The 26,596-nt window shown below is 64.3% G+C and carries 30 protein-coding genes and 1 riboswitch; of the genes, 16 read left to right on the forward strand and 14 right to left on the reverse strand.

Annotation, left to right across the window (positions count from 1 at the left end):
• Window position 1: 1 nt before the first annotated feature.
• The 3 genes from EOD29_RS15275 to EOD29_RS15285 all read right to left on the reverse strand — a co-directional run bounded on the left by EOD29_RS15275 (window position 2) and on the right by EOD29_RS15285 (window position 1,812).
• Window positions 2–373: a response regulator gene (locus tag EOD29_RS15275; protein WP_067319126.1), complete on the reverse strand. Its 372-nt coding sequence runs from the start codon at window positions 371–373 to the stop codon at window positions 2–4.
• 76 nt (window positions 374–449) lie between these two features.
• The gene (gene hpt / locus EOD29_RS15280) at window positions 450–992 is read right to left on the reverse strand and encodes a hypoxanthine phosphoribosyltransferase (RefSeq protein ID WP_067319657.1); all 543 of its coding nucleotides are present in this window, start codon (window positions 990–992) and stop codon (window positions 450–452) included.
• A gap of 178 nt (window positions 993–1,170) precedes the next feature.
• Window positions 1,171–1,812, reverse strand: a complete 642-nt coding sequence (locus tag EOD29_RS15285; protein WP_067319128.1) for a hypothetical protein — start codon at window positions 1,810–1,812, stop codon at window positions 1,171–1,173.
• Window positions 1,813–1,993: 181 nt separating this feature from the next.
• Between EOD29_RS15285 and ftsE the strand changes: the two genes are divergently transcribed.
• From ftsE to EOD29_RS15300, 3 genes are all read left to right on the forward strand, one after another.
• Window positions 1,994–2,653, forward strand: coding sequence for a cell division ATP-binding protein FtsE (gene ftsE, locus EOD29_RS15290; protein ID WP_127247117.1), 660 nt, complete (start codon window positions 1,994–1,996; stop codon window positions 2,651–2,653).
• Window positions 2,646–3,635 (forward strand): ABC transporter permease, encoded by a 990-nt coding sequence (locus EOD29_RS15295; RefSeq protein ID WP_127247118.1) that lies wholly within the window; start codon window positions 2,646–2,648, stop codon window positions 3,633–3,635. Before ftsE ends, EOD29_RS15295 begins: the two co-directional genes overlap by 8 nt.
• Before the next feature lie 184 nt (window positions 3,636–3,819).
• Window positions 3,820–4,548, forward strand: a complete 729-nt coding sequence (locus EOD29_RS15300) for a YdcF family protein (protein WP_127247119.1) — start codon at window positions 3,820–3,822, stop codon at window positions 4,546–4,548.
• Here the strand turns inward: EOD29_RS15300 and EOD29_RS15305 are convergent.
• Entirely contained in the window at window positions 4,545–5,165 is a 621-nt protein-coding gene (locus tag EOD29_RS15305) for a pyridoxamine 5'-phosphate oxidase family protein (RefSeq protein ID WP_095823981.1), read from the reverse strand. The two genes, EOD29_RS15300 and EOD29_RS15305, sit on opposite strands and share 4 nt — an antisense overlap.
• Before the next feature lie 102 nt (window positions 5,166–5,267).
• Here EOD29_RS15305 and EOD29_RS15310 point away from each other — a divergent pair, with 102 nt between their 5' ends.
• Complete coding sequence (locus EOD29_RS15310) at window positions 5,268–6,170, forward strand: LysR family transcriptional regulator (RefSeq protein ID WP_127247120.1); 903 nt, start codon at window positions 5,268–5,270, stop codon at window positions 6,168–6,170.
• A gap of 81 nt (window positions 6,171–6,251) precedes the next feature.
• Window positions 6,252–7,046, forward strand: coding sequence for a 1-acyl-sn-glycerol-3-phosphate acyltransferase (locus EOD29_RS15315; protein WP_095779346.1), 795 nt, complete (start codon window positions 6,252–6,254; stop codon window positions 7,044–7,046).
• A 7-nt stretch (window positions 7,047–7,053) separates the two neighbouring features.
• Here the strand turns inward: EOD29_RS15315 and EOD29_RS15320 are convergent, their stop codons facing one another.
• The 3 genes from EOD29_RS15320 to EOD29_RS15330 all read right to left on the reverse strand — a co-directional run bounded on the left by EOD29_RS15320 (window position 7,054) and on the right by EOD29_RS15330 (window position 9,414).
• Complete coding sequence (locus EOD29_RS15320; protein ID WP_127247121.1) at window positions 7,054–7,674, reverse strand: LysE family translocator; 621 nt, start codon at window positions 7,672–7,674, stop codon at window positions 7,054–7,056.
• Window positions 7,675–7,817: 143 nt separating this feature from the next.
• The gene (locus tag EOD29_RS15325) at window positions 7,818–8,765 is read right to left on the reverse strand and encodes an aldo/keto reductase (RefSeq protein ID WP_127247122.1); all 948 of its coding nucleotides are present in this window, start codon (window positions 8,763–8,765) and stop codon (window positions 7,818–7,820) included.
• A gap of 118 nt (window positions 8,766–8,883) precedes the next feature.
• Complete coding sequence (locus EOD29_RS15330) at window positions 8,884–9,414, reverse strand: gamma-glutamylcyclotransferase (protein WP_066990269.1); 531 nt, start codon at window positions 9,412–9,414, stop codon at window positions 8,884–8,886.
• A gap of 125 nt (window positions 9,415–9,539) precedes the next feature.
• Here EOD29_RS15330 and EOD29_RS15335 point away from each other — a divergent pair, with 125 nt between their 5' ends.
• Window positions 9,540–10,538, forward strand: a complete 999-nt coding sequence (locus EOD29_RS15335; protein WP_127247123.1) for a DUF2125 domain-containing protein — start codon at window positions 9,540–9,542, stop codon at window positions 10,536–10,538.
• 7 nt (window positions 10,539–10,545) lie between these two features.
• Window positions 10,546–11,493 carry a sugar kinase gene (locus EOD29_RS15340; protein WP_127247124.1) on the forward strand — a complete coding sequence of 316 codons (948 nt, stop codon included), beginning with the start codon at window positions 10,546–10,548 and terminating at the stop codon, window positions 11,491–11,493.
• On the opposite strand, the gene EOD29_RS15345 is transcribed toward EOD29_RS15340, so the two are convergent.
• Together EOD29_RS15345 and hisC are read right to left on the reverse strand one after the other, a co-directional pair.
• Window positions 11,490–12,428 carry a prephenate/arogenate dehydrogenase family protein gene (locus tag EOD29_RS15345; RefSeq protein ID WP_176477584.1) on the reverse strand — a complete coding sequence of 313 codons (939 nt, stop codon included), beginning with the start codon at window positions 12,426–12,428 and terminating at the stop codon, window positions 11,490–11,492. The two genes, EOD29_RS15340 and EOD29_RS15345, sit on opposite strands and share 4 nt — an antisense overlap.
• A gap of 6 nt (window positions 12,429–12,434) precedes the next feature.
• Window positions 12,435–13,538, reverse strand: coding sequence for a histidinol-phosphate transaminase (gene hisC / locus EOD29_RS15350; protein WP_095799890.1), 1,104 nt, complete (start codon window positions 13,536–13,538; stop codon window positions 12,435–12,437).
• Window positions 13,539–13,674: 136 nt separating this feature from the next.
• Window positions 13,675–13,752: riboswitch (SAM riboswitch) on the forward strand.
• 90 nt (window positions 13,753–13,842) lie between these two features.
• Between hisC and EOD29_RS15355 the strand changes: the two genes are divergently transcribed.
• The 5 genes from EOD29_RS15355 (at window position 13,843) to EOD29_RS15375 (ending at window position 18,724) form a co-directional block, all read left to right on the forward strand.
• Complete coding sequence (locus EOD29_RS15355) at window positions 13,843–15,012, forward strand: homoserine O-acetyltransferase (protein ID WP_095782441.1); 1,170 nt, start codon at window positions 13,843–13,845, stop codon at window positions 15,010–15,012.
• Between the two features lie 88 nt (window positions 15,013–15,100).
• Window positions 15,101–15,715 carry a methionine biosynthesis protein MetW gene (metW, locus tag EOD29_RS15360; protein WP_066990286.1) on the forward strand — a complete coding sequence of 205 codons (615 nt, stop codon included), beginning with the start codon at window positions 15,101–15,103 and terminating at the stop codon, window positions 15,713–15,715.
• A complete protein-coding gene (locus EOD29_RS15365; protein WP_127247125.1) occupies window positions 15,664–16,482 on the forward strand; it encodes a Stf0 family sulfotransferase in 819 nt (272 codons plus the stop codon). Before metW ends, EOD29_RS15365 begins: the two co-directional genes overlap by 52 nt.
• Window positions 16,483–16,597: 115 nt before the next feature.
• Window positions 16,598–17,587: a glycosyltransferase gene (locus EOD29_RS15370; protein WP_127247126.1), complete on the forward strand. Its 990-nt coding sequence runs from the start codon at window positions 16,598–16,600 to the stop codon at window positions 17,585–17,587.
• 201 nt (window positions 17,588–17,788) lie between these two features.
• A complete protein-coding gene (locus tag EOD29_RS15375) occupies window positions 17,789–18,724 on the forward strand; it encodes a glycosyltransferase family A protein (protein ID WP_095779337.1) in 936 nt (311 codons plus the stop codon).
• A 43-nt stretch (window positions 18,725–18,767) separates the two neighbouring features.
• Here EOD29_RS15375 and EOD29_RS15380 read toward each other — a convergent pair whose 3' ends face one another.
• From EOD29_RS15380 to EOD29_RS15390, 3 genes are all read right to left on the reverse strand, one after another.
• Window positions 18,768–19,565, reverse strand: coding sequence for a DUF1194 domain-containing protein (locus EOD29_RS15380; protein ID WP_127247127.1), 798 nt, complete (start codon window positions 19,563–19,565; stop codon window positions 18,768–18,770).
• A gap of 51 nt (window positions 19,566–19,616) precedes the next feature.
• Window positions 19,617–21,428 (reverse strand): ABC transporter ATP-binding protein/permease, encoded by a 1,812-nt coding sequence (locus EOD29_RS15385; RefSeq protein WP_127247128.1) that lies wholly within the window; start codon window positions 21,426–21,428, stop codon window positions 19,617–19,619.
• A gap of 118 nt (window positions 21,429–21,546) precedes the next feature.
• A complete protein-coding gene (locus EOD29_RS15390) occupies window positions 21,547–22,317 on the reverse strand; it encodes a methyltransferase domain-containing protein (RefSeq protein ID WP_095824183.1) in 771 nt (256 codons plus the stop codon).
• A 99-nt stretch (window positions 22,318–22,416) separates the two neighbouring features.
• Between EOD29_RS15390 and gloB the strand changes: the two genes are divergently transcribed.
• Window positions 22,417–23,184 (forward strand): hydroxyacylglutathione hydrolase, encoded by a 768-nt coding sequence (gene gloB, locus EOD29_RS15395; RefSeq protein ID WP_127247259.1) that lies wholly within the window; start codon window positions 22,417–22,419, stop codon window positions 23,182–23,184.
• A gap of 10 nt (window positions 23,185–23,194) precedes the next feature.
• Window positions 23,195–23,626: a cupin domain-containing protein gene (locus EOD29_RS15400; protein ID WP_127247129.1), complete on the forward strand. Its 432-nt coding sequence runs from the start codon at window positions 23,195–23,197 to the stop codon at window positions 23,624–23,626.
• Here the strand turns inward: EOD29_RS15400 and EOD29_RS15405 are convergent.
• Both EOD29_RS15405 and EOD29_RS15410 read right to left on the reverse strand, forming a co-directional pair.
• Complete coding sequence (locus EOD29_RS15405; RefSeq protein ID WP_127247130.1) at window positions 23,623–24,294, reverse strand: lysoplasmalogenase; 672 nt, start codon at window positions 24,292–24,294, stop codon at window positions 23,623–23,625. The genes EOD29_RS15400 and EOD29_RS15405 overlap by 4 nt on opposite strands.
• A gap of 143 nt (window positions 24,295–24,437) precedes the next feature.
• Window positions 24,438–25,229, reverse strand: a complete 792-nt coding sequence (locus EOD29_RS15410) for a DUF3108 domain-containing protein (RefSeq protein WP_127247131.1) — start codon at window positions 25,227–25,229, stop codon at window positions 24,438–24,440.
• Between the two features lie 254 nt (window positions 25,230–25,483).
• Here EOD29_RS15410 and rpmB point away from each other — a divergent pair, with 254 nt between their 5' ends.
• On the forward strand, window positions 25,484–25,780 hold the full coding sequence (rpmB, locus tag EOD29_RS15415) for a 50S ribosomal protein L28 (RefSeq protein ID WP_066990317.1): 297 nt from the start codon (window positions 25,484–25,486) through the stop codon (window positions 25,778–25,780).
• Window positions 25,781–25,891: 111 nt separating this feature from the next.
• Window positions 25,892–26,569, forward strand: coding sequence for a queuosine precursor transporter (locus EOD29_RS15420; RefSeq protein WP_127247132.1), 678 nt, complete (start codon window positions 25,892–25,894; stop codon window positions 26,567–26,569).
• Window positions 26,570–26,596: the final 27 nt, after the last annotated feature.

The raw sequence follows: 26,596 nt of genomic DNA on the forward strand, positions 1-26,596 counted from the left end.
ATCAAGCGAAGCAGCTTAATGCCCGTCCGACGCGGGCGCGTATTTCGGCAAGCGTGAACGGCTTCTGCACGACGTCGAGGATGATGCCGTTCAATTCCTCGGCGCGCTCGCGCTGGTCGGCATAGCCGGTCATCAGCATGATCTTCATGGCCGGAAACTGTTTTGCCGCCGCGGTCGCCATCTCGATGCCGTCCATCTCCGGCATGCGGATATCGGATACCACGAGATCGTAGCTGCCGCGCTGCTGGCGGATCAGGGTGAGCCCCTGCGCGCCATCGGCGGCGATGGTGACACTGTGCCCATCACGCTCCAGCGCGCGGGCAGCGAGGGTGCGGACGGATTCATCGTCCTCGACGATCAAAAGCTTTGCCATGCCGAGATAGATGCCGCCGAAACGTTGACGTTTTCTGAAAATTTGAAACGTCTATGCGGCCTCTTTCGGCGCGACCTTACTTGTCGCCTTTCACGACCCCGACAAACGGCAATTCCCGGAAAGCATGCGCGACGTCCATGCCGTAGCCGACGACGAAATAATCGGGGCAGTCGAAGCCGACATAATCGGCGTTGAGCGTGGTCTGGCGGCGCATGCGCTTGTCGAGCAGCACCGCGATGGCGCAGCTCCTGGCGCCGCGCGACAGCATCAGGTCGCGGGTGAAGGAAAGCGTCTTGCCGGATTCGAGGATGTCGTCGATCAAAAGAACGTCGCGGCCGGCGACCTCGTTGTCGATGTCGCGCAGCACCTTGACCTCGCCGCTTGTGGTGCCGGCGCCGTAGCTGGAGATGAAGATGAATTCGACCTCGGGCGACAGGCCGACGTCGTGCATGGCGCGGATAAGATCGGCGGCAAAGACGAACGAGCCTTTCAGGATCGATATCACAAGCAGGTCGTGATAGTCGCGCCCGGCGATTTCCTTGGCGAGCTCGAGATTGCGCCGGGCGATCGCCGACGCCGAAAACAGGACCTCGATGTCCTTGCCGCGTACAACTGGCATAGCTTTTTCCTTCAGAATCGCCTGCAACGCCGGAAGGGCTAGGTTCATCAATATTCAGGTCAGGCCGAACCCAAAATAGCGGGTTCCGAGAACCGGTGCAGAGCGTACTCAAGCACGTGAGCACCTAAGCGCAGGAAACCACTAATTGCAGGCCGGCATCACCTGAATATCGATGCACTTACCCGGCGAAGGTGACCGATACGGCCTTCACGCCGTTTCTAGGGACATCGAACCGGCTGGAAAAGCCGAATCTTTCGCCGGGCGCCAGCGAGCGGTTGGATGTCCCCAACCTGTAGCGGATGACATTGCTGGCATTGTCGGTGACGCGGATCTCGAGCGGCGGCAGCGACTCCGCCCGTACGCCGTCATTGGCGGCCTCGCCGTCGATGAACAGGATAGGCTTCAGCCCCGAGGCATCGATTCGCGACGTCACACCGGAAATGCTGAGCGCGCTTGCCGGCTGCGCAGCCGCCCAGAAGGGGCTCTGACGCACCAGGGCATGTCCGCCCGACACCCAGAAAGCCACGAGTGCGGCGCCCACTCCGGCGGCCCAGAAGATTGGACCGCCACGCGAGGCCGGCCGCGCCGGCGCAGCCTCCGGTTTGCGCAGCATGCCCATGCCAGCGATGGATGGCGTCGAGGGCGCTTGCGGCGGCAACGGCGCCGCAATCGGTTCCGAACGGGCGGCGAATCGCGGCAGCACCACATAGTCGGCATCGACGACATCGGTGTCGAGGATGACGCGCTCCGGCGCGGCCTTTGTCGCCGTGCCGGTCATGATTTCGCCGGAAACAGAGCGCGCGGTTCTATCCTCAGCCATTACGGCCCCAGTGCAATCTTCGTTGCTTTTGGGTAAACGCAAATGGTTAACGCTTCCCCACCGGAACTGCTGTGAAACGTCGAAAGCGCGCAGAAATTAACCAACGATTAACCATGCCGGCCGATGGTCTTGGCAGAGAACAGGCTGGCGGGATGCCGCCTAAGGTTTCAGGTCGCCGAACGTGATCCGCTTCGAAAATGTCGGCCTCCGCTATGGCATGGGTCCGGAGATCCTCCGCGACATTTCCCTGCACATTCCGGAGCGCTCCTTTCAGTTCCTGAGCGGCCCCTCGGGCGCCGGCAAGACCACCTTGCTGCGCCTGCTTTTCATGTCGCTGAAGCCGACGCGCGGCCTGATCACCATTTTCGGCAAGGATCGTTCGCGCATCTCGCGCGGCGAGTTGCCGCTGCTCAGGCGCCGCATCGGCGTGGTGTTCCAGGATTTCCGCCTGCTTGACCACATGACCACTTACGAGAACGTGGCGCTGCCGTTGCGCGTGCGCGGGCGCGAGGAGGGGAGCTATCGCACCGACGTCACCGAACTCCTGAAATGGGTTGGCCTCGGGGAGCGCATGCATGTGCTGCCGCCGGTGCTGTCGGGCGGCGAGAAGCAGCGTGCTGCGATCGCTCGCGCGCTGATCGAGCAGCCGGAGATCCTGCTTGCCGACGAGCCGACCGGCAACGTCGATCCGCCGCTGGCGCGCCGGCTGCTGAGGCTCTTTATCGAGCTCAACCGGCTCGGCACCGCCGTGGTGATCGCAACCCACGACCTCGGCCTGATGGAGCAGGTCGATGCGCGGCGCATGATTCTGGCCGGCGGAAGGCTGGACGTCTATGACTGAACTTCCGGCCGATCACCTGCACGAGGAAGCCGTCGAGACGCCGGCTATCGTTCGCCGTGTCCAGCGCAAGATGGCGCCGATCGTGCCGGCGCACAACATCGCCGGCCGGGCCCTGGTGCTGGTCATCGCCATCATGACCTTCCTGTCCTGCCTGACCTTCGGCGCCGTGACGCTGGTGCGCGACACCGCCTCGGTCTGGGAGAACCAGATCTCGCGCGAGGCGACGATCCAGATCAAGCCCGTCGAGGGCCTCGACATGGAAGCAGCCCTCGCGCAGGCCTCTGAGATCGCCAGCGAGTTCCCGGGTGTGAAGGGTACGAGGATCGTCGACCGCGATGCGACGGCGCGCCTTTTGGAGCCGTGGCTGGGCACCGGCCTCAACATTGATGAACTGCCGGTGCCGCGCCTCATCGTCGTCACCATCGACGAGGCCAATCCGCCCGACTTCGCGGCCATGCGCGCCGCGATCACGCCCAAGCTGCCGAGCGCCGCGCTCGACGACCATCGCACCTGGGTCGACCGGCTGGTCGCCATGGCGCATACGACAGTGACGATCGGCTTTGCCGTTTTGGCGCTGATATTATCGGCGACGGTGCTGACGGTGGTGTTCGCCACGCGCGGCGCCATGGCCGGCAACGGCCACATCATCGAGGTCCTGCATTTTGTCGGCGCCGAGGCCCGCTTCATCGCGCGCGAATTCCGTTGGCATTTCCTGGTCACCGGCATGAAAGGCGCCGCCGCCGGAGGTGCCGCCGCTATCATGGTCTTCATCGTCTTTTCCTGGTGGTCGTCGCGCAACATGGCGACGCCTGAGGCCGACCAGGCGACCGCGCTGTTCGGCAATTTCGCGATCGGCTCCACCGGCTATCTCGGCGTCGCCCTGATGGTGCTGGTGATCGGCGCGCTGACCGCTGCCACCTCGCATGCCACGGTCGTCGCCTATCTCAGCGAGATCGACATCCGGCAGCCGGAGGCGGTCTGATCATGACGCGTAGCCAAGGGTGGCGCGAATGCAAGAGGTGGCAAGTTGGGTTTCCAATGCGATCCGGACTCCACAAGTGCATGATCACGCAAGGGAAACTGCCGTAACGCAATGTGCGCCGTGCTATCTATGAAAGGCGACGTTTCAGAGTTAACCATTGGATGTTTTCAGGATTAACCTGGGGATGATGGACGCGCGGGACTCGATCGGAACGGCTGGACGGATGCCAGCGGCGCTTACGCGGGGTGCTGCGTCTGCAAGAACCGGTCGTCTCAGATTTGCGCTTCGTCTCTGCGGTTTCTTCGTGCTTGCCCTGCTGGCGCTTTTCGCCGGCGGCTTCGGCTGGTTTGCCGACAAGGTCAGCAACATGACGACGCCGGTCAATCCGGCCAGGGCCGACGCAATCATCGTGCTCACCGGGGGCCAGTCGCGACTCGACGCCGCCATGGATCTGCTGGCATCAGGCAAGGGCGAGCGGCTCTTGATCAGCGGTGTTCACCCCACCGCCAGCCGCCGCCAATTGCAAGCGGCAATGGGCGGCGACAAGCAGCTGTTCTCCTGCTGCGTCGACATCGACCGCGCCGCGCTCGACACGATCGGCAATGCCGAGGAGAGCGCCAAATGGGTGGAAAGCCACGCCTATGGCAGCATCATCGTCGTGACCAACAACTACCACATGCCGCGCAGCCTGCTCGAGATGCGCCGGCTGCTGCATGGCGCGCGGCTTGAGCCCTATCCGGTGGTCAACAACAAGCTCGGCAATGGCAGCTGGCTGACCAAGCCGGAAGCGCTGCGCGTGCTGCTCACCGAATACAGCAAATATGTGTTGGCGCTGGCGCGCGGCATCGTCCCGCTTCGGCCGACCACCGAGGGCGTCACGCTCGCCGAAGCCTCTACGGTGAGCAAGAACTAAGCTTCGCCAGACGCGCTGTTGCGCAGGCGTGCGATCTCCTGCTCCAGACCGGCAATGCGTCTATCCCGCTCGGCAAGCGCCGCGGCCACATCCGCCGCTTCGAAGCGCTGCGGAATATGCTGCGGGCAATTTGCATCCCAGGCCGTGACGCTGAACAGGATCGCCTGCTCCGGCCGCGCCTTGTAGTTGGCCGGCATCAGCCTCGCCGTCAGCTCCGCATCGTCCTCGACGACGCGCGCTGTGCCCCAGATCTTGATGCGCTGCCGAAGCATGTAGTCGATCAGGAACAGGAAGGCCTGGGCATTGTCCGCAAGATTGCCCTGGGTGATGAACTGCCGGTTCCCCGAGAAATCGGCAAAGCCGATCGTTTGCTCGTCCAGCACCTTCAGGAAGCCGGCTGGCCCGCCGCGATGCTGAACATAGGGTTGACCTCCGCCATTGGCTGTCGCCAGGAACACACTGGTCTGCGCCTCGACGAAGGCGGCGAGGTCGGGCGTGATCGTCGCTCGCCAGCCGCCGCGCTCCTCGACCCGCGCATAAGATGCGCGCGAGCCCTTGCGGGACTGGATGGCCTTGACCGTAGGGGTAAAGGCGACGTCGCTAGTGAAGGCGTCCATGGCGGCTGTCCTCTGCCAAAGTGGAACGACATGTAGCCCCTTCCGAAATCCGGAGGTAGAAGGCATAGTTGCAATCCATCCTTCCACATTTCGGAAGAATAAATGGACCGCCTCGACGCCATGTCCTTGTTCGTAGCCACGGTGGAGGCCGGCAGCCTTTCCGCCGTCGCGCGACACGCCGGCGTACCGCTCGCCACCGTCAGCCGCAAGCTCTCCGAACTGGAGAGGCACCTCAAGACGCGTCTGCTCAACCGGTCGACGCGGCGCCTCACCTTGACGGACGCTGGTCGTTCCTATCTCGCCGCCTGCCGCCGTATCCTCGATGAGGTGGGCGAAGCCGAACGAGCCGCCGCTGGCGAATATTTGAGCCCGACCGGCGAGCTGGTGATCACTGCGCCGGTCGTCTTCGGCCGCCTGCATGTGCTGCCGGTCGTCACAGATTTTCTGGCCGCCTATCCCGACGTCGACATCCGCCTGACGCTGTCCGATCGGATCACGCAACTGATCGAGGAGCATATCGATCTTGCCGTGCGCATCGGCGAGCTGCCGGATTCGGCCATGGTCGCAGCGCCCGTCGGCCAGATCCGCCGCATCGTCTGCGCCAGCCCGGCATATCTTGCGAAGCATGGCACGCCGTTCGAACCGCGCGACCTTTCAGGCCACAACTGCATCACCTTCGAAGGGCTTGCCTCTCCCGCGACGTGGAGCTTCGGCACCGACAAGAGCGAAACCGTGGTTCCGGTCCGCTCGCGGCTGCAGCTCAACACCGCCGAGGCAGCAATCGATGCGGCGATCGCCGGCCTCGGCCTGACGAGGGTGCTCTCCTATCAGGCGGACGCCGCGGTGCGCGCCGGCGCGCTTCATGTCGTGCTCGAGCCGTTCGAGCCGCCGCCATGGCCGGTCAATCTCCTGCATGCCGGTCAGGGCCTGCTGCCGGTGAAGCTGCGCGCCTTCCTCGATTTCGCGGCGCCCCGCCTGAAGGAGCGGCTGGCGCGCTCGCTGTGATGCGCCCCACCGTCGCGCCGTTTCCTTTTTGCCCGCGCTTGGTGTAACCAACGCTCACTTCCACACCGGGCCCTTTCCCGCATGCTCATTATCCGCTCGCTGGCGTTCAACCTAGCCTTCTATCTCAGCCTGGTCGTTCAGATGATCTTCTGGACGCCCTTCTATTTCCTGTCGCCCCGCCACCGCGCCTGGTTCGTGCCGAAATTCTGGTCGCGCACCTCGATGTGGCTTTACGACAAGATCGCCGGCACCAGGAGCGAAATCACGGGCGCCGAGAACCTGCCTGAGGGGTCCTTCATCCTGGCGCCGAAGCATCAGTCGTTCTGGGACGCGATCGCCTTTTTTCCTTATCTCGACGACGCCTTGTATATCCTGAAGCGGGAACTGACCTGGATCCCCTTCTTCGGCTGGTACATCATGAAGATGCGCATGATCCCGGTCGACCGCGGCAGCCGCTCCAAGGCGCTGAAAGCGGTCGTTGCCGCGACAAGGCAGGAGATGGCGCGCAACCCGCGTCAGCTTATCATCTACCCGGAAGGCACTCGTCGCCCACCGGGCGCCGAGCCGTCCTACAAATACGGCATCGTCGAGCTCTATACCCAGCTGGGCGTTCCCGTGGTGCCGGTCGCCCATGTCGCCGGCCTCTACTGGCCGCGCCGCAAGTTCATGCGTTATCCGGGCACCATAAAGGCCCGTTTCCTGCCGCCGATTCCTCCGGGGCTCGACAAGGAGGAGTTCATGCAGCGGCTGATCGGCGAGACCGAGACCGCCTGCGACGAGCTGCTGGTCGAGGCCTCGCGCGCGCCGAACCCGCCGCCGATGCCGCCGACGGCGGTGAAGCGGCTGGCGGAGCTCGGCGCTGCGGCGAAGGCCTGAGCTCCCCTTACGGCAGCCCCGCCAGTGCAGTCGTCAGCACCAGCGTCGCCGCGAAGACGAGATTGATGATCCGCGACGCCAATGGATCGCGCAGCAGCCTCGCGAAAATCGTCCCAGCGAGAAGCCAGAGCACATGAATGGCGACGATCATCGCTGCCAGCACCAAAAGCTTGGTCGAAATCCCGAGCCCGTCGACCGTGGATGAAGCTCCCGCGAAGACCGCGCCGATCGCCACATAGGCTTTCGGGTTGGCGACGGCGAGCATGAAGCCGCCGAAGAAGGTGGGACGCGCCGCCGCATTGCCGCCTTGGGCAAGCGGCGGCGCTGTCGCGATCCTGAAGGCAAGGTAGAGGATGTAGAGGGCCGAAGCGACAGTCAGCAACGGCGCCAGCCCCGGCACCGAGGCGAGCATGCCGAATATCCCGGCGGCCACAACCAGGAGCACGGCCGTCGTTCCAAGCACGATGCCGGACGTATAACCCAGCGAAGGCCGCAGCCCGAAAGCGGCGCCGACGGCGGTGACGCTGATCGTCGCCGGACCTGGGCTACCCATGACAACGGTCGCCGCCATGACCAGCGCCAGCACCTGCTGCCAGGGCTGCGCTTCGGACAAAACTTCTCCGACCATGCCGAACCTCAATTCCTGCCGCGATCGGGTAGGAATTGTCGCGAGGCTATCTGCAAGGTCTTGGACGATCGTGCGGGGGACCTGCTGCACTAACGCATGTTGGATCCAGGTAGGGCCGGCATCCGCCTGAATATCGACACGCCTTAAGCGCTGGCGCGATCGAGCGCTGCGATGTCGTCGGCGGAAAGCTTGAGCGATGCGGCGCGGATCAGGCTTTCCATCTGTGCGGGCGTCGTGGCGCTGGCAATCGGCGCGGTGATGCCCGGCCGCGCCATGATCCAGGCGAGCGCCACTTCGGCCTGCTTGGCCGAATGGCGCCCGGCCGCGGCATCGAGCGCGGAGAGAATGCGCATGCCGCGTTCGTTGAGATACTCGGCCACGTCTTCGCCACGCTCGCTCCGGCCAAGGTCGGCCTTGCTGCGGTATTTCCCGCTGAGGAACCCCTTGGCCAGGCCGAAATAGGTGATGACGCCGAGGCTTTCCGCCTTGCACAGGTCGAGCAGCGGGCCGTCCAGCGAAGAGCGATCGTACAGATTGTATTCGGGCTGCAGAACCTCGTAACGCGGCAGGCCCCGCAGGCTGGCGACATCCAGGGCCGCGCGCAATTGCCCCGCATCGAGATTGGAGCAGCCCGGATAGCGGATCTTGCCCTTCTCGAGCAGGCGCTGATAGGCGCCGAGCGTTTCCTCGTAAGGCGTGGCCGGGTCCGGCCAGTGCGACAGATAGAGGTCGATGACGTCGGTCTGCAGCCGCTTGAGCGATTGGTCGACCGCCTTTTCGATATAGGCTGCGGAGAGGTCCCGCCTGCCCTGTCCCATGTCGGAGCCGACCTTGGTGATGACGACGATGCTGTCCCGGTTGCCGCGGCTCTTCATCCAGTTGCCGATGATGGTTTCGGATTCGCCGCCTTTGTTGCCCGGCGCCCAGCGCGAATAGGCGTCCGCCGTGTCGACTGCGTTGAAGCCGGCCTCGGCAAAGCGGTCGAGCAGGTCGAACGAGGTCTTCTCGTCGGCGGTCCAGCCGAAGACGCTGCCTCCAAGGACCAGCGGCGCGATGAAAAGGTCGGTGCGACCGAGACGGCGTTTCTGCAAGACTGATCTCCGTGATGCTGGGAAGGGCCTGGGTGCCCAGAGGATGGATTGCGGCTAAGCTAGGTCGTGCCTTGCCCAGGTCAAAGGCATGGTTTTGCTTTTTGATCGGGCCAGATCTTCACGAAGGCGCGACCTGCCGCCCCACCTCTTCCAGCCAGTGGTCGCGGATGCCGAGCGCCCTCAGATGCTCCACCGTGCTCAGGACATAGTCTTCGTTCCTGCCCGATTGGCCCACGGCGCCGCGCACGACTTTTGCCGCATGGTCGGCGTCGAGCCCGCCGGCATATTGCTCATGCGCGCGGTCGACGATGTAGGCGACCGCTTCGACCGTTCCGCCTTGTCCCGCCCCATCCAGCCGGACATCGAGAGTGCGTTCGAGATAGACGCTGGTCACCAGCTCGCGCTCGCGCAGATAGGAAAGCACTTCGTCTCGCAAATCGCCGGGCACGCGGAAGGCGAGCCCGACGCAGGAGCCGCCGCGGTCGAGGCCGAGCACCAGGCCCGGCCGCTCACGCGTACCGCGATGGACGAAGGAATAGACGCAGAGCGACCGGCGGAAGCCGTAAAGACGGGCGCGCCGCGTCTCGACATGTGCGAAACCGGGCCGCCAGATCAGCGACCCGTAGCCAAAAACCCAAAAATCGCCCATATCGCCAAGCCTGATTGCATTCGAGTGACGACACCACACCGGTAAGGTGCTTCTTCTGTCCCCGCTTGTCGTGCGTAAGAACAACCACCCGCTCGCCGCATGAGCGGGTTAACGAGAGCCGCAGCATGACGTCAAGTGACGAGCGATCGCGCAAACCTCGCCGCCGGCTGTTCTGGCTTGCGGCGTTCATCTTGGTGCTGTTCGCGCTCTACAGCGGCGGATGGTTCTATCTCGCCGGCAAGGTCAAGACCGAGGCCGAGCGGGCCGTGGCCGAGCTTGGAGGCAAGGGCATCAAGGCCGACTGCGCCAATCTCACGGTCAGCGGTTATCCACTGGACTTCACGGTCGCCTGCGACAGCCTGGCCTATCAGGACGATGCCAGGAATGTAGCGGCCTCGACCGGCGATATGAACGTCGTCGCTCGCATCACCCAGCCTCTGTCGCCCGTGGCGAACCTGCGCGGACCGTTGCGGACTGTGGCGCCGGGCATGCCGCCGCTTTGGCTCGACTGGGACAAGCTGCACGCCACGGTCAAGCTGTCATGGCCGCTTCCGCGCCGCATTTCGCTTCAGGCGGAAGGCTTGTCTGGACAGACCGATCCGGCCGACGACACCGATCCCGTGCAGCTGTTCAGCGCCGGCCAGGCGGCCGGCCAGCTGCAGCCGAACGGCCAGGACCTCGTCTATACCGGCAGCTTTGGCGACCTGAAGATCGACGCGGAAGCTGTCGGCGGACGCGTGCTGCCGGAACTCGACGGCGCCGGCGAAGCGACAGTGAAGAACGGCGTCGGGCTGATTAAGGCGCCGCCGAAAAGCCTGCGCGGCCAGTCGGTCGACATCGCAAGCCTCGACGTGTCATCGGGCACGGCGCGCGTAACCGTATCCGGGCCGATCTCGATCGACGCCGACGGCCTGATCGATGCAAATCTGTCGATCAAGCTAAAGGACCCAAAGGCCGTAGCGGCGATCCTCGCCGGCGCCATTCCCGAGCACAAGAGCGAGATCGAGCAGGGTTTTGCCGGCATTGCCATGCTCGGCAACCAACCGTCCATGCCGCTCAAGATCGTGAAGGGCAAGGCTTCGCTTGGCTTCATCCCGCTCGGCAAGATCAAGCCGGTCGATTGAGACTGCGATGGCCGGACCGATCAAACTGCTCAGCGTCGGCGCGTTCACCCTCGACACGATCCTGCGTCTCGAGACGCTGCCCGCGCATCAGGGCAAGTTCATCGCCAGCGACGGTGTCCAGATCGCCTCCGGCATGGCGACGAGTGCGGCGTGCGCCGCGCATCGCCTCGGCGCCGATGTGTCGCTTTGGGCGAGCGCGGGAGACGATGCGGTCGGCGACCGGCTGATCGCCGAGATCGAGGCGGAAGGCGTCGATTGCAGCTTGGTCCGCCGCGTCGCCGGCGCGCGCTCGGCGCTGGCCGCGATCCTGGTGGACGCCCATGGCGAGCGCATCATCGTGCCCTTCTATGACAGCAGGGCGCAAGCCGATCCCGACACGCTGCCGCTTGCCGAACTTTCCGCCTTCGACGCCGTGCTGGTGGACGTCCGCTGGCCGGGCGCCGCTGCACTTGCCTTGGCGGCCACGCGGGACGCCGGCCGTCCGGCGATCCTCGACGCCGACACCGCGCCGGTCGACGTGCTCGAGCGGCTTTTGCCGTTGGCCTCGCACATCGTCGCCTCGGAGCCGGCGGCGCGGATCGTCTGCGGCCATGCGCTCGATCCGGAAAGCGCATGCGCCGATCTCGCCTCGCGCACCGACGCCTTCGTCGCGGTGACGGGCGGCGCTGCCGGAACCTGGTGGCATGATCGGGGAACCGGTCGCGTCCGGCATGTCGAGGCGCCGAAGGTCAAGGCGGTCGACACGCTCGCCGCCGGCGACGTCTTCCACGGCGCCTTCGCCGTCGGCCTTGCCGAAGCCATGCCGCCCGAGCAGGCGCTGCGCTTTGCCAGCGCCGCCGCCGCGCTTAAATGCCTGCGCTTCGGCGGCCGGCTCGGCGCTCCGGACAGAGCCGAGACAATGGCCATGATGGCGGCGCACTGGCCCGCATCGGGACAGATCGAGCAGAAGGCCTAGGGCTTGGCCCCCGGGTGCTCCACGGCCTGACGGCCGAAATCCGGCACATCGATATCCTGGCCGGCCTCAATGATCGAGCGGCGGATGGCGCGCGTGCGGGTGAACAGGTCGAACAGCTTTTCGCCGTCGCCCCAGCGGATCGCTCGCTGCAACGAGGCCAGATCCTCCGAGAAGCGCGCCAGCATTTCCAGGATCGCGTCCTTGTTGTGCAGGCACACGTCCCGCCACATGGTCGGGTCGGAAGCGGCCAGTCGGGTAAAGTCGCGAAAACCGGAAGCGGAGTATTTGATGACTTCCGTCTTGGTCACCGATTCCAGGTCGTCGGCGGTGCCGACGATGTTGTAGGCGATGATATGCGGCAGATGCGAGACGATGGCCAAGGTCATGTCGTGATGCTGCGGGTCCATCGTGTCGATGTTGGAGCCGCAGCGCCGCCAGAATTCGGAGAGCTTTTCCAGCGCCTCCGGATCCGTGCCCGGCAGCGGCGTGAAGATGCACCAGCGGTTGTCGAAGAGATCGGCGAAGCCGGCATCCGGCCCGGACTTTTCCGTGCCCGCCAGCGGGTGCCCGGGGATGAAATGCACACCGACGGGCACATGCGGCTGCATTTGCGCGATCACCGAAGCTTTGGTCGAGCCGACATCGGTGAGGATCGCGCCTTTCTTCAGCGCCGGCGCGATCTCGGCCGCGACCTCGCCGGACGAGCCGACCGGAACCGAGACGATGACGAGATCCGCGTCGCGCACCGCGTCTTCGGCCTCGGTCGTGTAGGAATCGCCGAGACCCAGTTCCTCGGCGCGCTTGAGCGTCGATTGGCTGCGCGTCGCGACAGCGATGTGGCGCGCCAGGCCTTCCCGGCGGATGACGCGGGCCAGCGACGAACCGATCAGGCCGATGCCGACCAGCGCTATTCTTCCGAACATCGGTGCTGTCATGGTGCTTCAGCTTTTCAGAAATGTCTTGAGCGCCTCGACGACGCCGCGATTGGCCTCCTCGATGCCGATGCTCATGCGCAGCGCGTTGGGAAAGCCGTAGCCGGTGACGCGCCGCAGGATGTAGCCGCGCGCGCTGAGATAGTCGTCCGCGGCCGCTGCCGAATGCTTTTTGTTGTCGGGGAAGTGGATCAGCAGGAAATTGCCGACGCTGGGCGTCACGCGCAGCCCGAGCCCGGTCAGCTCCTCGCTGACCCAGGCAAGCCACTTCTCGTTATGCGCCACGCTGCGCTCGACATGGGCGCGGTCGCGGATGGCCGCGATGCCGGCCTCGATCGCGGTTGCATTGACGTTGAAGGGCCCGCGCACCCGGTTGATGGCATCGACGATATGCGCCGGTCCGTACATCCAGCCGATGCGTGCGCCGCCGAGGCCGAGCTTGGAGAAGGTGCGGGTCATGACCACGTTCTCCGAGCTCCCGGCCAGCTCGATGCCGGCTTCATAGTCGTTGCGCCGCACATATTCGGCATAGGCCGCGTCGAGCACCAGGAGCACGCTCTTGGGCAGTCCGGCATGCAGCCGGCGCACCTCCTGGAACGGCACATAAGTGCCGGTCGGATTGTTGGGGTTGGCGAGGAACACGATCCGCGTCGCCGGCGTCACCGCGGCGAGGATTGCGTCGATGTCGGCGCGCTCGTCCGTCTCCTTGACCGCCACCGGCTTGGCGCCGGCGGCTTGGATATAGATCTTGTAAACCATGAAGGCGTGTTCGGTGAACACGGCCTCGTCTCCCGGCGCGAGATAGGTCTGCGCCAGCAGCCCCAGGATCTCGTCGGAGCCATTGGAGCAGACGATGTTTGCCGGATTGAGGCCGTGCACATCGGCGATCGCCTCGCGCAGCCGGCGGGCGGAGCCGTCGGGATAAACGTCCAATTTGGCAGCCACCTCCCGGGCGGCCTCGATCGCCTTCGGCGAGGGCCCGAGCGGATTCTCATTGGACGACAGCTTGTAGACCTTCGTCACGCCGGCCGGCGCGGTGCTTTTTCCCGGCACATAGGCCTCGATGTCCATGATGCCCGCGCGGGGCGTCGGACGTGGCTGATCCTGCTTCATGTCACAAATCCGTCGAGAGGCCCTGGTTCGAGGCCGCAGCGGAAATACAGGCGGTGGCCCCGAATGTCGAGGGGCCGGCGCGCTCGCGCGTAGGCAGACCGTTGACGAAGCGCGGCGCTGGCCCTAGAAGAACAGCCGGATCTCCCGTGGTGATTTGGCCGGTCGGCTTGCAGCCACGTTAAACAATTCGCTAAAGGGCCGTTTGCAACCTGTAACCGGCTTTGCGAAGGCAGGCCGGTTTTTTGTTGTCCGTTGCCGGCCGGACGCCGTATCGCGAGATCGATGCGACTGGATGGGGAATGCAATGGCCGCTCAGCGCGCTCCAAGGACCAACCACGAGGCCGACCAACCGTCGAGCCCGGTGTTGCAGTTCGGTCCCGACAAGCCGCTAAAACTCGATGCGGGCACCGTGCTGTCGCCGTTCCAGGTCGCTTACCAGACCTACGGCGCCCTCAACGACGCCCGCTCCAACGCCATCCTCGTCTGCCACGCGCTGACCGGCGACCAGCATGTCGCCAGCACCAACCCGGTGACCGGCAAGCCGGGCTGGTGGGAGGTGCTGATCGGCCCCGGCAGGATCATCGACACCAGCCGCTTTTTTGTCATTTGCGCCAACGTCATCGGCGGCTGCCTCGGCTCCACCGGCCCGGCCTCGACCGATCCGGCGACAGGCAGGCCCTATGGGCTCGACCTGCCGATCATCACCATCCGCGACATGGTGCGGGCGCAGCTGATGCTGGTCGATCATTTCGGCATCGAGAAGCTGTTCTGCGTGCTCGGCGGCTCGATGGGCGGCATGCAGGTGCTGCAATGGGCCGCAAGCTACCCGGAACGCGTCTTCTCCGCGTTGCCGATCGCCACCGGCGCCCGCCATTCCTCGCAGAACATCGCCTTCCACGAGGTCGGGCGGCAGGCTGTCATGGCCGATCCGGACTGGCACGGCGGCAAATATCTCGATTTCGGCAGGCGGCCGGAAAAGGGGCTCGCCGTGGCGCGCATGGCCGCGCACATCACTTACCTCTCGGAAGCAGCGCTGCACCGCAAGTTCGGCCGCAACCTGCAGGATCGCGAGGCGCTGACCTTCGGCTTCGACGCCGATTTCCAGATCGAAAGCTATCTGCGCCATCAGGGCATGACCTTCGTCGACCGTTTCGACGCCAACTCCTACCTCTATCTGACCCGCGCTATGGACTATTTCGACCTCGCCGCCGACCACGGCGGACGGCTGGCCGATGCCTTCGCGGGCACTAAGACACGCTTCTGTCTCGTGTCGTTCACAAGCGACTGGCTGTTTCCGACCGAGGAAAGCCGCTCGATCGTGCATGCATTGAACGCCGCCGGCGCGTCCGTCTCCTTCGTCGAGATCGAGACCGACCGCGGCCACGACGCTTTCCTGCTCGACGAACCGGAATTGTTCGCGGCCATCAACGGCTTCATAGCCTCGGCGGCGCGCGCAAGGGGGCTCAGCCTATGAGTGGCGCGCGATCTCTGTGTCCTGGCCGCATTTCTGAGGCGCCGAGATTCCGACTGGCTGGAAATGCTCAAAGGCCGGAGGTGTGCCCATGAGCGTCAATCGCGCCCAGCGTGTCGACCTCGAAGTCGTCACCGATCTCATCCCGCCGCATTCGCGCGTGCTCGATGTCGGCTCCGGCGACGGCGTGCTTCTGGAGGTTCTGCAGGCGACCAAGCAGGTCGATGGCCGCGGCCTGGAGCTGTCGCAGCGCGGCGTCAACGAATGCGTGGCGCGCGGCCTTTCCGTCGTCCAGGGCGATGCCGACAAGGACCTCGAATTCTACCCCGACAAAGGTTTTGATTTCGTCGTCCTATCGCAAACGCTGCAGGCGACCCGCAACCCGAAACTTGTGCTCGACGAGCTGCTTCGGATCGGCAACCGCGCGATCGTCTCCTTCCCCAATTTCGGCCATTGGCGCGTGCGCTTCTCGCTGCTGATCAAGGGCAGGATGCCGGTCACCAAGGACCTGCCCTATTCCTGGTACGACACGCCGAACATCCACTTCTGCACCATTCGCGACTTCGTCAATCTGTGCGAAGAGCTCGGCGCGACGGTCGAGAAGGCGACCGCGCTCGACGCCAACGGCCAGAAGATCGGCCTGTCGATGCCCTGGTGGTTCTGGAACTTCTTCGGCCAGCAGGCGGTGTTCTTGCTGAAACGATGATCTCGCTCGATCTCTTTCGACGCCGGCCGGCCGTGGTTCAAATCCCGTCGGAAATTCTGTCGGAGATAAGCACAGGGATTCTTGTGTGCACTTCGCCGCGTACCGGCAGCAATCATCTTGCAGGACTGATGGCTTCCGCCGGGCTGGGCAATCCACTGGAGTGGTTTGGCGGGCGCCGGCTGCTCGAACAGCCAGGCTATCCGCGCGATGCCAGAGGGCAGCTTCTGAGGGCGCTTACGGAAGGACGGTCCTCTTCCGGAATCTACGCGATCAAGCTTTTTGCGAGTCAATTCGCTCAAGTTGCCAAGAAGGTGAACCTCCCCGCCAGTCTTCCCAACCTTCACTATGTGCGCCTGACGCGCAGCGATTTGCTGGGTCAGGCGATCTCATGGGCGCGTGCGCGCCAAACCCGCAGATTCCGCTCTAGCGAGGTCAATCGCGCATCCCCACGCTATGACGGCGAGGCTATCGCCGAATCGCTCGAAAAGATTCTGATGGAAAATCTGGCCTGGGACGGGTGGTTCGCGAAAAACGGGCTGTCCTTTCTTGCGCTAACTTACGAGCAGGTCCAGCAAAACCCGAGAGGAAGCCTCGAGAAAATTGCCCAGTTGGCCGGGGTCGAGCCTGTCTGGGGAACGAATCTCGGATCAGGTCTCGAAATCCAGCGCGACGCGACCAATGACGAATGGAGAAAACGTTTCCTGTCTGAATATGCCGACCCGTCGAGCTTCCCGCACAGAAAAAAGCGCGGGTTCCTGAAGATCTAGAAAGAATCATGCGATTGAAGCGCAAACTTGCAAATAGAATGGCACCGAGAATCGTTTGACGGCATACCCCGCAGGGCTATAGCGACTGTACCGGCAAAACTGGTGGTGATTATCTATGGCTGAACACCCGATCTATTCGATCGTCATGGAGATGGAGAACGCCAAATCCATCGACTGGAACGAGATCGGCCTGGGGCTGAAGTCACTGGCGCGCGAAATCGCGGCTGTTTCCGCTACGGGTTTTGCAAGGCCAAAAGTTGTCGTGTCGCATGGCGGGCCCGATTCGGACGGCAGCGCGCTGCAAGCGAGCATTGAAGCTGAAGCGCCTGAATTGATGCAGGTTGCCGACCTGACAATCACAGCTTGCCCCGACGGTCGGTATTACGAACTCAAGAACAACGGCGTGCTTTTGACCGAAGGAGACATCGTTGTTTTCCTAGATTCGGACACGGTCCCTCAGCCAGGTTGGCTTTCAAATCTGCTGCAGCCGTTTCAACAGCCGCAAACCGTCTGCGTGAACGGCCATACCTATCTGTCCTATGACGACTTCTTCTCGAGAACCTTCGCCTTGATCTGGTTCTTCCCGATGGCCCGCGGAGATGAAAGATTCGCCTCGAAGCGGGCGATCAATGCCAACAATGTCGCCTTCCGGCGCCATTGGATCGTCAACCACCCTTTCCCGGCACATAACGGCTTCAAGGTGTCCTGCACGCTGCTGATGCACCAGCTTCGGCGCGAGGGCCACAAGATCGTCAACGTCGATGCGCGCGTTTACCACTACTCTCCGCGTGGCTGGCGGTTCTTCTATTGGCGCGCGTTGGTGACCGGCAGGGACGCCGACCGCAAGTTCGTCGCGCTTCATGCCCCCAGTCGCAGCCAGCGGATCGTCAAGTCGTTCAGTCGCTGGTGGACCATGTCGTGGCGCACGACGCGACGCGTGCTCAGCCACGCGCCGCAAACGGGTATGCCTCTTTGGCAGATCCCGTTTTCACTGGTGGTAGGCCTGGCTTTTTATACCCTGGCATTTCTTGGTCATTTCAGCCTCGCTGCCGGTCTCGTAAGCGACGAAATCGAAACCGTGCCTGACTATGTCGGGCATAGTTGAAGGATAAACCGCCGCGAAGTGTTGCTTTCAAACCGCATGACTTTGAGGAAACACGCTCTGAACTTGACCCCGATGCGACACCTCAGGTGACATAGGCGGCTCTTTTCTGTAGCGTTTGCCGAATCCATCCGGGGGCGGACATGGAGGCAGGTTGTGCGAGTATCTTACGGTCATCGTTTATCTGCCCATAACGAAAGTTAGATGCCGACTGCCTCCGACCCAGCTCCGCTGATCACCGTGATCACGCCGACGCACAACCGGCGAAGCCAGGTCGTGCGCGCGGTGGAAAGTGTTCTTGCCCAGACACTTACCCGCTTCGAGCACATTGTTGTCGACGACGGTTCGACCGACGGAACGGCCTTGGCGCTGGCCGAGATTCGCGATCCCAGACTGATCTATGTCGGCGCGAAATGGCGCGGCGCCAATGCCGCGCGCAACGCGGGCATCGAGCGCGCGCGGGCGCCGGTCGTGACCTTCCTTGATTCGGACGATGTGTATCTGCCGGACCGCCTGGACCGGACGCTGTCGCACTTCGACAGGAACCCCTCGCTCGAAGTGCTGATCAGTTCCTTCATCTCGGTCAAGGGCGGCCGCAGCACCAAATGCATCAATCGTCAGGCCTTGCTCGACAAGAGCAGGCTGCAGCGCGCCCTGGTCTCGCAGACGATCTTCATCGCTGGCTCGGCGATCACCGCCCGGCACGAATCGCTGCTTGCGATCGGCGGCTTTGACAGCGATATCACGCGCATGCAGGACCGCGAATTGCTGCTGCGTTTTGCCAACCGCAGCGGCGCCTTGCTGTCGGATGATATCGACTGGAAGAAATACAATTCGGAAAATTCGATCTCCGGCCGGCGCGACGGCTATGTCGAGGCCTACGCCAACCTGATCGGCAAACATCCTTATATTGCCGACCGCTATCCCGACGTGCCGCCCTATATGATCGCGCGGCAGATCATCGCCGACATATTGAAGGGGAGGCTGCCACAGGCCTTTTCGGGCTATCTCGCCAATCGGTCGTCAAAGGCGCTCGGCTACTCGCCGACCGAACTGCTGCGCGGCTATGTCGTCGGCCGGCGCTGGCGCCGCGATTGCTATGACGAGTTCCGCGCCAGATACGGCGCCAGAGCGGCCTGAGGCACAGCGCGGCGCTCTGGCCGAAACAGTGCAAATTGGGACCTCACCGATCCAGCTCCGGAAAATACGGATCGGAAAACCGCTGCCGCAGCCGTTCGCCAAGCAGGCAGTCGGTCGGCGCCTCCGCGTCGACGCGGATGCTTCCGGCGTCGCCGATCCCGCTCACCTCCTGGATCAGCTTGCGGCGGATAGCCGTCGAGAATTCCGACGCCGCATAGATCGGCAACACGAACGAACCGGGGCCGCCGGTGACGCAATCGGCATAGTAGCGGTCGAGACGAATGACGCTCGGCGACGGACTGATCAGGATCGGCAGGCCGTTGACCACGATGCCTTTGGCCAAAGCCGCATCACGGATCATCGCGACGGGCAGCCCGGCATTGTTGGGCCCGTCTCCCGATATGTCGATGACCCGGCGCGGCGCCGAGTAGCTGTTTTTCTCCAGAAGTCCGGCGCCGAATCCGAGAGCGCCTGAAATCGACGTGCCGCGAAAGCTCCGGAACGGACGACCCGCGATGGTGTCGGCGAAGGCGTTGGCGCTGTCCGCGCCGTCGATCACTTGCCAGCCGATCACGCCGTCGTCGCGCACGACGCCCGCCCATTCGAAATAGGCGAGCGCGATGCGGCCCCTCGGGCCCGAGCGCGCGGCGCTGATGAAGTCGGGATGGCGCAGCGCCTCGACATAGCCGGCGCGCTGCAGGGCGAACTCTTCTTCGTCCATCGATTGCGAGATGTCGACGGCCAGCACGAGTTCCACATCGACGGCAGTGCCTCCGATGGCAGGCATTGGCGCTGCCTCGGCGCAGGCAAGGCATGCAAGCAGGCTGAACAGCTTGAGCATGGCAGGCTCCACCACGCCGGGATTCTTCCCGGCGATCGCGGCGAAATAAAGCTATTTCTTGGCGCGCGCGGCAACAGGCGGGGGTTCGATCGCCCCGGCGCGGAGACGGGCCGGCTTCAGCGCCGATCCGCTGCTGTCCTTGACGATGGTGAGCGCGCGCGGGAAGAACTGGTTGTTGTGCAGACCGCGCCCGATATTGAGGATAGCGGCGTGCGGCAGTCTGGCCTGCAGCATCGCCAGCACGCGCCGAAGCGTGGCGCCGTCGAACGTATCCAGCGCTTCGTCGATGATCACCCATTTCGGCTTCCTCAGCGCCAGCCGGGCGAAGGCGAGTAGCCGCTGCTCATCGTCGGCCAGCTCATGCTCCCAGCGCGCCGAGCGGTCGAGCTGGAACGAGAGGCGCTCGAGGCCGACTTCACCGAGCACGGCGGAAATCTCGTCGTCGTCGATCTTGGTGCCTTCGGAATGGTTGAGCACGTCGCGCAGCGTGCCGAGCGGGAAATAGGGGGTGCGCGGCACGAAGAACGGTGTCTCTCCGGCCGGCATGCCAATGCGGCCGCCGCCCCATGGCCAGAGGCCGGCGATCGCGCGGAAGAACAGCGTCTTGCCGGCGCGCGGATCGCCGGTGATCATGACGCGCTCGCCGGCCTTTATCTCGACCTCCGTCTCCGCAAGCCTGGTGCAGCCGTCGGGCGAGGCGACTTCGAGCTTGTCGAATGTCAGTGTGCCATTTGCGTTTTCGCCGAACGCGATGCGCTTTTCCTTGGCATGCAGGATGTCCGTTTCGCCGAGCGCGATGCGAAAGTCGGCAACGCGCATCAGCGTTGCCCGCCAATCGGCGATGGCGCCGATGTTGTTGATGAACCAGCGCAGCGAGGAATTCACCTGGTTGAAGGCGCCGACGGCCATCATCAAACCGCCGAAGCTGATGTCGCCCGCGAAATAGACCGGTGCGGCGACCAGAATCGGCGCCACCACGGTGATCCAGCCATAGGCGTCGGTAACCCAGGACAGGTTGATCTGGGCGCTGTAGATGCGCCGCATGGCGTCGAGCACGCCGCCGAGGTCGAGCTCGAGCTGCCGCCTGGCGTCCGCCTCGCCATGGGCGAGCGCGATGGCGTCGACATTCTCGTTGACGCGGACCACGGAGGAGCGCAGCACGGCCTCGCGCGTGTAGCGATCGCTGTTGAAGCGGATCAGCGGCCGGCCTACCAGCCAGCTCAGCCAGGAGGCGATGCCGGCATAAAGGATCGCCGCCCAGACCATGTAGCCCGGTATTTCCAGCGAATGGCCGCCGACATGGAAGACGAAGCCGGAAGAGAGCTCCCACAGCACGCCGATGAAGGATACAAGCAGGATGAAGGATTGCAGCAGGCCGACGCCGAGATCGGTCGACAGGTCGGAGAGATGCCCCGCGTCCTGCTGCATGCGCTGATCGGGATTGACGCCGATCGCACCCGCATGGGTGAGCCGGAACGCACGCGCCGGCCGCATCCATTCATCGATCAGGTCGAGCGTCAGCGCCTCGCGCAACTTCAGCCGGATCGTCTGGTTGAGCCAGGTCTGGCCGACATTGAGCACCAGGAGGCTGCCGGCAATTGCGGCAAATACCATCAGCTGATGCAGGAAGCCCGGCAGGTCGCGCCGCGCCAGGGCATCATAGAAAGGCTGGTTCCAGCGATTGAGCAGCACTTGCCCGATCGAGGTCGCGACGATGACGCCGACAATGCCGATCGAGGCCCACAGGAGCCGCCTGCGCACCGGCGATGCCTTCAGCGCCAGCCTGATCGCCGCCAGCTGGTCTGAGAGGCGGCTCGTCTCGACTGAGAACGCGGCCTGTTCGATACTGGGCGTGTGGTCCATATGCGAGATCCCTGCTGCCAGGAACGGTCATTGGCGGCGATGCCGCACCCCGAACCCGCCTCTGAGATAGGGTGACGATTGCCGTATGACGCAAGGCTTGGCCCCGATCACGAACGCGTCATCCGCCCGCCCGCGGCACCGGGTCGTCGGCCCGACGTCCGAGCGTCGTTGCGCCCTGCGGCGAGAACACCGGCACGAAGACGCGGCGCGACGCGCGCTGCGCGACAGGCACGCCCTGGTAGAGCCGCTTCTGCGCCTCGACGACGATGACCCCGGAAAAGATCGGCCAGAGCCGCCGGCCGGCTCGCTCCAGCACGTTGTGGAACTGCATCATGGAGCGCCGCGGCGATGGCGGGAAGAACAGCGCGTCTGACCATGCGGCCGGCGTGAAATTGGCCTCGCGTAGCAATTCGGTGAGCTGGCCGCGCGAGAACGGCCGGCCGTTGCCGAAGGGCGTGTGCTCGAAACGCGCCCAGACGCCGCGCCGGTTGGGCACGACGATGACGACCCTGCCCGCCGGCGACAGCACGCGCCAGATCTCGTTCAGCGTCTCGCGCGGATTTTCGACATGTTCGAGCGAGTGGACGAGCAGCATGCGGTCGATGCAGGAATCGACCAGCGGCAGCTCCTCGTCGAAGACCAGCGCCGTCGCCGTCGGCCCCGTCGCCGGCCAGACCACCGCCCCTTGCGTCGCCGGCATGAAGGCAAAGACGCGCTCGGCATCGGCGCCGAACCGCTCCAGCCACGGCAGCGTGTAGCCGAGACCGACTAGGCGCTCGTTCGGAACGGGCGCCCATATCGACGACAGCGACATGGTGATCGCGCGCTCGGCGAGGCGCCCGAGCGTGGTCGAATAGAAGGACCGGAGATCGACGATATCGGAATGCATGCGCCGGACGGTAGCCGCGATATCCGGCGAGTTCAACAAAGGCGGATGACATCGGCGGCCGGGCGCCCTATGTCTGCGGCCATAACGGAGAGCGACGTGATGCCGGTCGAAATCGAACAGTTCATGTGCCGCACCGACAATTTCGGCGTTCTGGTGCATGACCCCAGAAGCGGGCAGACGGCGATCATCGATGCCCCGGAAGAAGCGCCGATCCTCGCCGCGATCAAGCGCACCGGCTGGACCCCGACGATGATCCTGACCACGCATCATCATGGCGACCATGTCGAGGCCAACCTGGCCCTGAAGGAGCGTTTCAAGCTCACCATCGTCGGACCGGAAGCGGAACAGGCGAAGATCCCCGGCATCGACGAGACGGTCAGCCAGGGTTCCGTCATGCGCCTCGGCGAGGAAAAGATCGAGGTCATCGAGACGCCCGGCCATACCGCCGGCCATGTCTCTTACCATTTGCCGGCCTCGAAAGTGGCCTTCACCGCCGACACGCTGTTTGCGCTGGGCTGCGGTCGGCTCTTCGAATGCAAGCCGCCGGTTATGCACGATTCGCTGAAGAAACTTGCCGCCCTTCCGGCCGAGACCGTCATCTATTGCGGCCACGAATACACATTGGCCAACGCGCGCTTCGCCCTGACCGTCGACCCCAGCAATTCAGCATTGAAAGAGCGCGCCGCCAGGATCGAGAAGCTGCGCGCCGACAATAAGCCGACCCTGCCGACGACGATCGGCGAGGAACTGTCGACCAATCCGTTCCTGCGCTGGCACGACCCGGCGATCCGCAGACATCTCGGCATGGAGAGGGCGAGCGATACGGACGTGTTCGCCGAGATCCGCAAGCGCAAGGATAACTTCTGAGCGCTCCTTTATGACCAGCGCCGCCGAAATCATCGCCGCGCTCGGCCTCGAGCCGCACCCCGAGGGCGGCTGGTATGCCGAGACGTTTCGCGACGCGGAGGGTGGCACGCGCGGCCATTCGACCGCGATCTATTTCCTTTTGGAGCAAGGCCAGCGTTCGGCCTGGCACCGGGTCAAGGACGCGGCCGAGGTCTGGCATTTCTATGCCGGCGCGCCGCTGGCTCTCGCCACGCACCAAGAAGGCTCCGGCACCGTCGTCGAACATCTATTGGGCGCGGCACTTTCCGCCGGCGAGCGGCCGCAGATCGTGGTCCCGGCCGGCTGTTGGCAGTCGGCGCGCAGCCTCGGCGGATGGACGCTGGTCGGCTGCACGGTGGCACCGGGCTTCGATTTCGCCGCCTTCGAGCTGGCCGAGCCGGACTGGCAGCCGAAAACAGCCTAGGCCAGCAGGAAACCAAGCGTGATCGCCAACTGGGCCGCATAATAGAGCACCCAGACCGCGTAGCGCATCCAGACGCGATGCGGCGAGCTCGCGGCCAGCAGGAAGCGCTCTGCCGCCAGCAGCCCGTCCGATATGATGAACAGCACGGCTCCGGCGATGACCCAGGGATGAAAGGTCGTGAGCGCCGAAACACCCATGGCGAGGATCGCCCCGGCATAGACGGCGACCGGAACGCGCAGGGCAGCTCCGACGCGCCGCCAAAGCGCGGCGAGCATCGTGATAACGAAAACCGCCAGCGCCAGCGCAATGGCGCCGCGACAGGACTCGGCGGTGAGCAGGCCGATTCCGCCACCGGCGTTCAGGAACAAGGCGACATAGGCGACATGTGCGGCAAGAAAGCTCGCCAGCCCTGCAAGAAAGGCTTTTTCACCGTCTTGGGAGAGGAACGCGTCGCCGGCGGCGCTGAGCGCCAGCGCTGCGACGAGCAGCGGCGGACTGCCCTGCATGACGGCGAGCGCCGCCAGCAAGGCCACGGCCAGCGTCTTGGCGGCGGAACGGGCGAGGCGTGGCGGCAGCTCGAGCGCAAGGACGTCAATCGCGGCGGCGGCGATCGAGAACAAAAGCGTCGCATTGGGATTGGCGTCGATGCCGCCCGGAAACGGCATCATGCGCGCGCTCCGCCGGTCGCCGGCTTGCGCAGCCCCGAGGCTTTGGTGAGCAGTGCAAACAGCGCCCACAGGGCGTCCGCCGAGAAACCGATCAGTGTTGCGCGCCCCATGCCCCATCCCCGGCGGCGCGCCGTGGCGCCTAACTATTCGGCTGCTTCGAACCGTCTTGCGCTGATGGTCAGCGGGCCGATCTGGGTCCCGACCGTGGCGCGGATCGGCGCATATACGCCGGATTGGCCGACGGGTGCAAATGTCACCATCATGCGGCTTTTGTTCTTCAGGAAGTCCAGCGCCTTGCGGCCCTTGCGATAGCCCGCCACCGGCTCGAAGCCCATCTTGCAGGTCACGGTGTCGCCCTTGTAGCCCGGCACCGAGATCGAGCCTTTCGAGGCATAGGTCAGCGACAGGTTGGCGCGCATCTCGCCATCGTAGAATTTGATGGTCCGCCCGCAGACCTTGTCCAGGCTGTCGGCATGGACGACGGTCGCGGCCATCGGATCGACCACCGATTTCAGGTCGCCGGAGCCGACCGGCACCCAATTCTTGGGATCGCGCTTGCCGGGCTCCGGAACGACCTTCGTCGAGGAGACGTCGCCATCGGCGAAGCGTATGTCGACCACCGATGCCTTCTTGCCGGAAGTATAGTCGGCCCGGAAGGCCCGCGGCCGCATCTGCTGGCCCGAAATCGTACCCTTCGACGAGATCGTGCCTTTCGTATCGTCGAACAGCTTGGCGATGCCGGCGGCCGAGACGGTGCCATTGATGGCATAGGTGTCGCCGTCGTAACGGCTGGAAAACGTCGCCCTGGCGACCGAAAGGCCCAGGAACGACACGGTGTATTCGCCCTTGAAGGACTGCGGCGAGGCAGCAGCGAAGGCGGTTGTAGGCACAGCGACGGCGAGCAGCGCGGCAAGGGCTTGGGATGGGCGAAGCATGGCGGCGGCAGGTCCTTGATACTGGCGGAAACGCAACGGTTCCAGCCTGGCAATCCCTTCGCGCAGGGCTTATACGACGAATTCCGGCCTTTATATGGAGCGAGCTTGGCCGCCGCGTAGGTGCCGGGAGCTTGACGTAGTGGCGAAATGCAACTATGGAACGCCAACTTTTCCAAAGGCCGCCTGACCGAGACCGCGCGCCGCCTGGCGCGGGCAGAATGGTTTGGCAGGTTTAGAACTGAAGGTTAGACAAGATGTCCCGCACCTGCGAGCTCACTGCCAAGGCAGTCCAGACCGGCCACAATGTGAGCCATGCCAACAACAAGACCAAGCGTCGCTTCCTGCCCAACCTGGTCAATGTGACGCTGATTTCCGAAGTGCTGAACCAGAACGTTCGCCTGCGCATTTCGGCCAACGCGCTGCGTTCGGTCGAGCATCGCGGCGGCCTCGACGCGTTCCTGGCCAAGGCCGACGCCAAGGAGCTGTCGCAGCGCGCTCGCCTGCTGAAGAAGCAGATCGCGAAAAAGCTCGCCGAGCAGTCGGCCGCCTAAAGCTCTCTTTTCAGGCGGGGGACGACCGCCTCGAGCACCGGCTCCAAACTGGTGCTCGGACAGTGAGCGCCGTCATGACGCTCGGCTGGTTCCATTACCCAGGATAAAAAAATGAACTTCCTTTCACGATACCTGCCTTTCGTGGCCGCCATGGCGCTTGTCGTCGTGGCGTCCAACATCCTTGTCCAGTTCCCGATGCAGGGCCAGATCGGCGGCCTGTCGCTGGCCGACCTGCTCACCTGGGGCGCCTTCACCTATCCTTTCTCCTTCCTGGTCACCGATCTTGCCAATCGTCGCTACGGCCCCGCTGTGGCGCGCAAAGTGGTCTTCGTCGGCTTCATGACGGCGGTCGTCTGCTCGATCCTCGTTCCGCCCTTCCTGTTCCGCCACGGTCTGATCGCGTTCGAGACCGCCGCTGACCGGCTGGTGCGAATCGCGGCCGCGTCCGGCGCCGCCTTCGTCGCCGCACAACTGCTCGACGTGACCGTGTTCAATCGTCTGCGCCGGCAAAGCTGGTGGCGCGCGCCGATCGTCGGCACGCTGGTCGGCTCTGTCTTCGACACGGTGGTGTTCTTCGGCGTCGGCTTCTCCGCCGCCTTCGCCTTTGTCGGGCCGAACGACGGCTTCGCGCTGGAGACGGCACCGCTGATGGGCGTGCTGCCTGTCGAAACCATGCGCTGGGTGTCCTGGGCGCTGGGCGATCTCTCGGTCAAGCTGATCATCGCGGTGGTGGCGCTGATCCCCTACCGGCTGCTTGCCGCCCGCTGGAGCCAGCCGGCCATCGCCTGACCCTTGAAGCGGCCCTTCGCGGCTTTA

It is taken from the genome of Mesorhizobium sp. M1A.T.Ca.IN.004.03.1.1 (assembly GCF_003997555.1).
Taxonomy (GTDB): Bacteria; Pseudomonadota; Alphaproteobacteria; order Rhizobiales; family Rhizobiaceae; genus Mesorhizobium.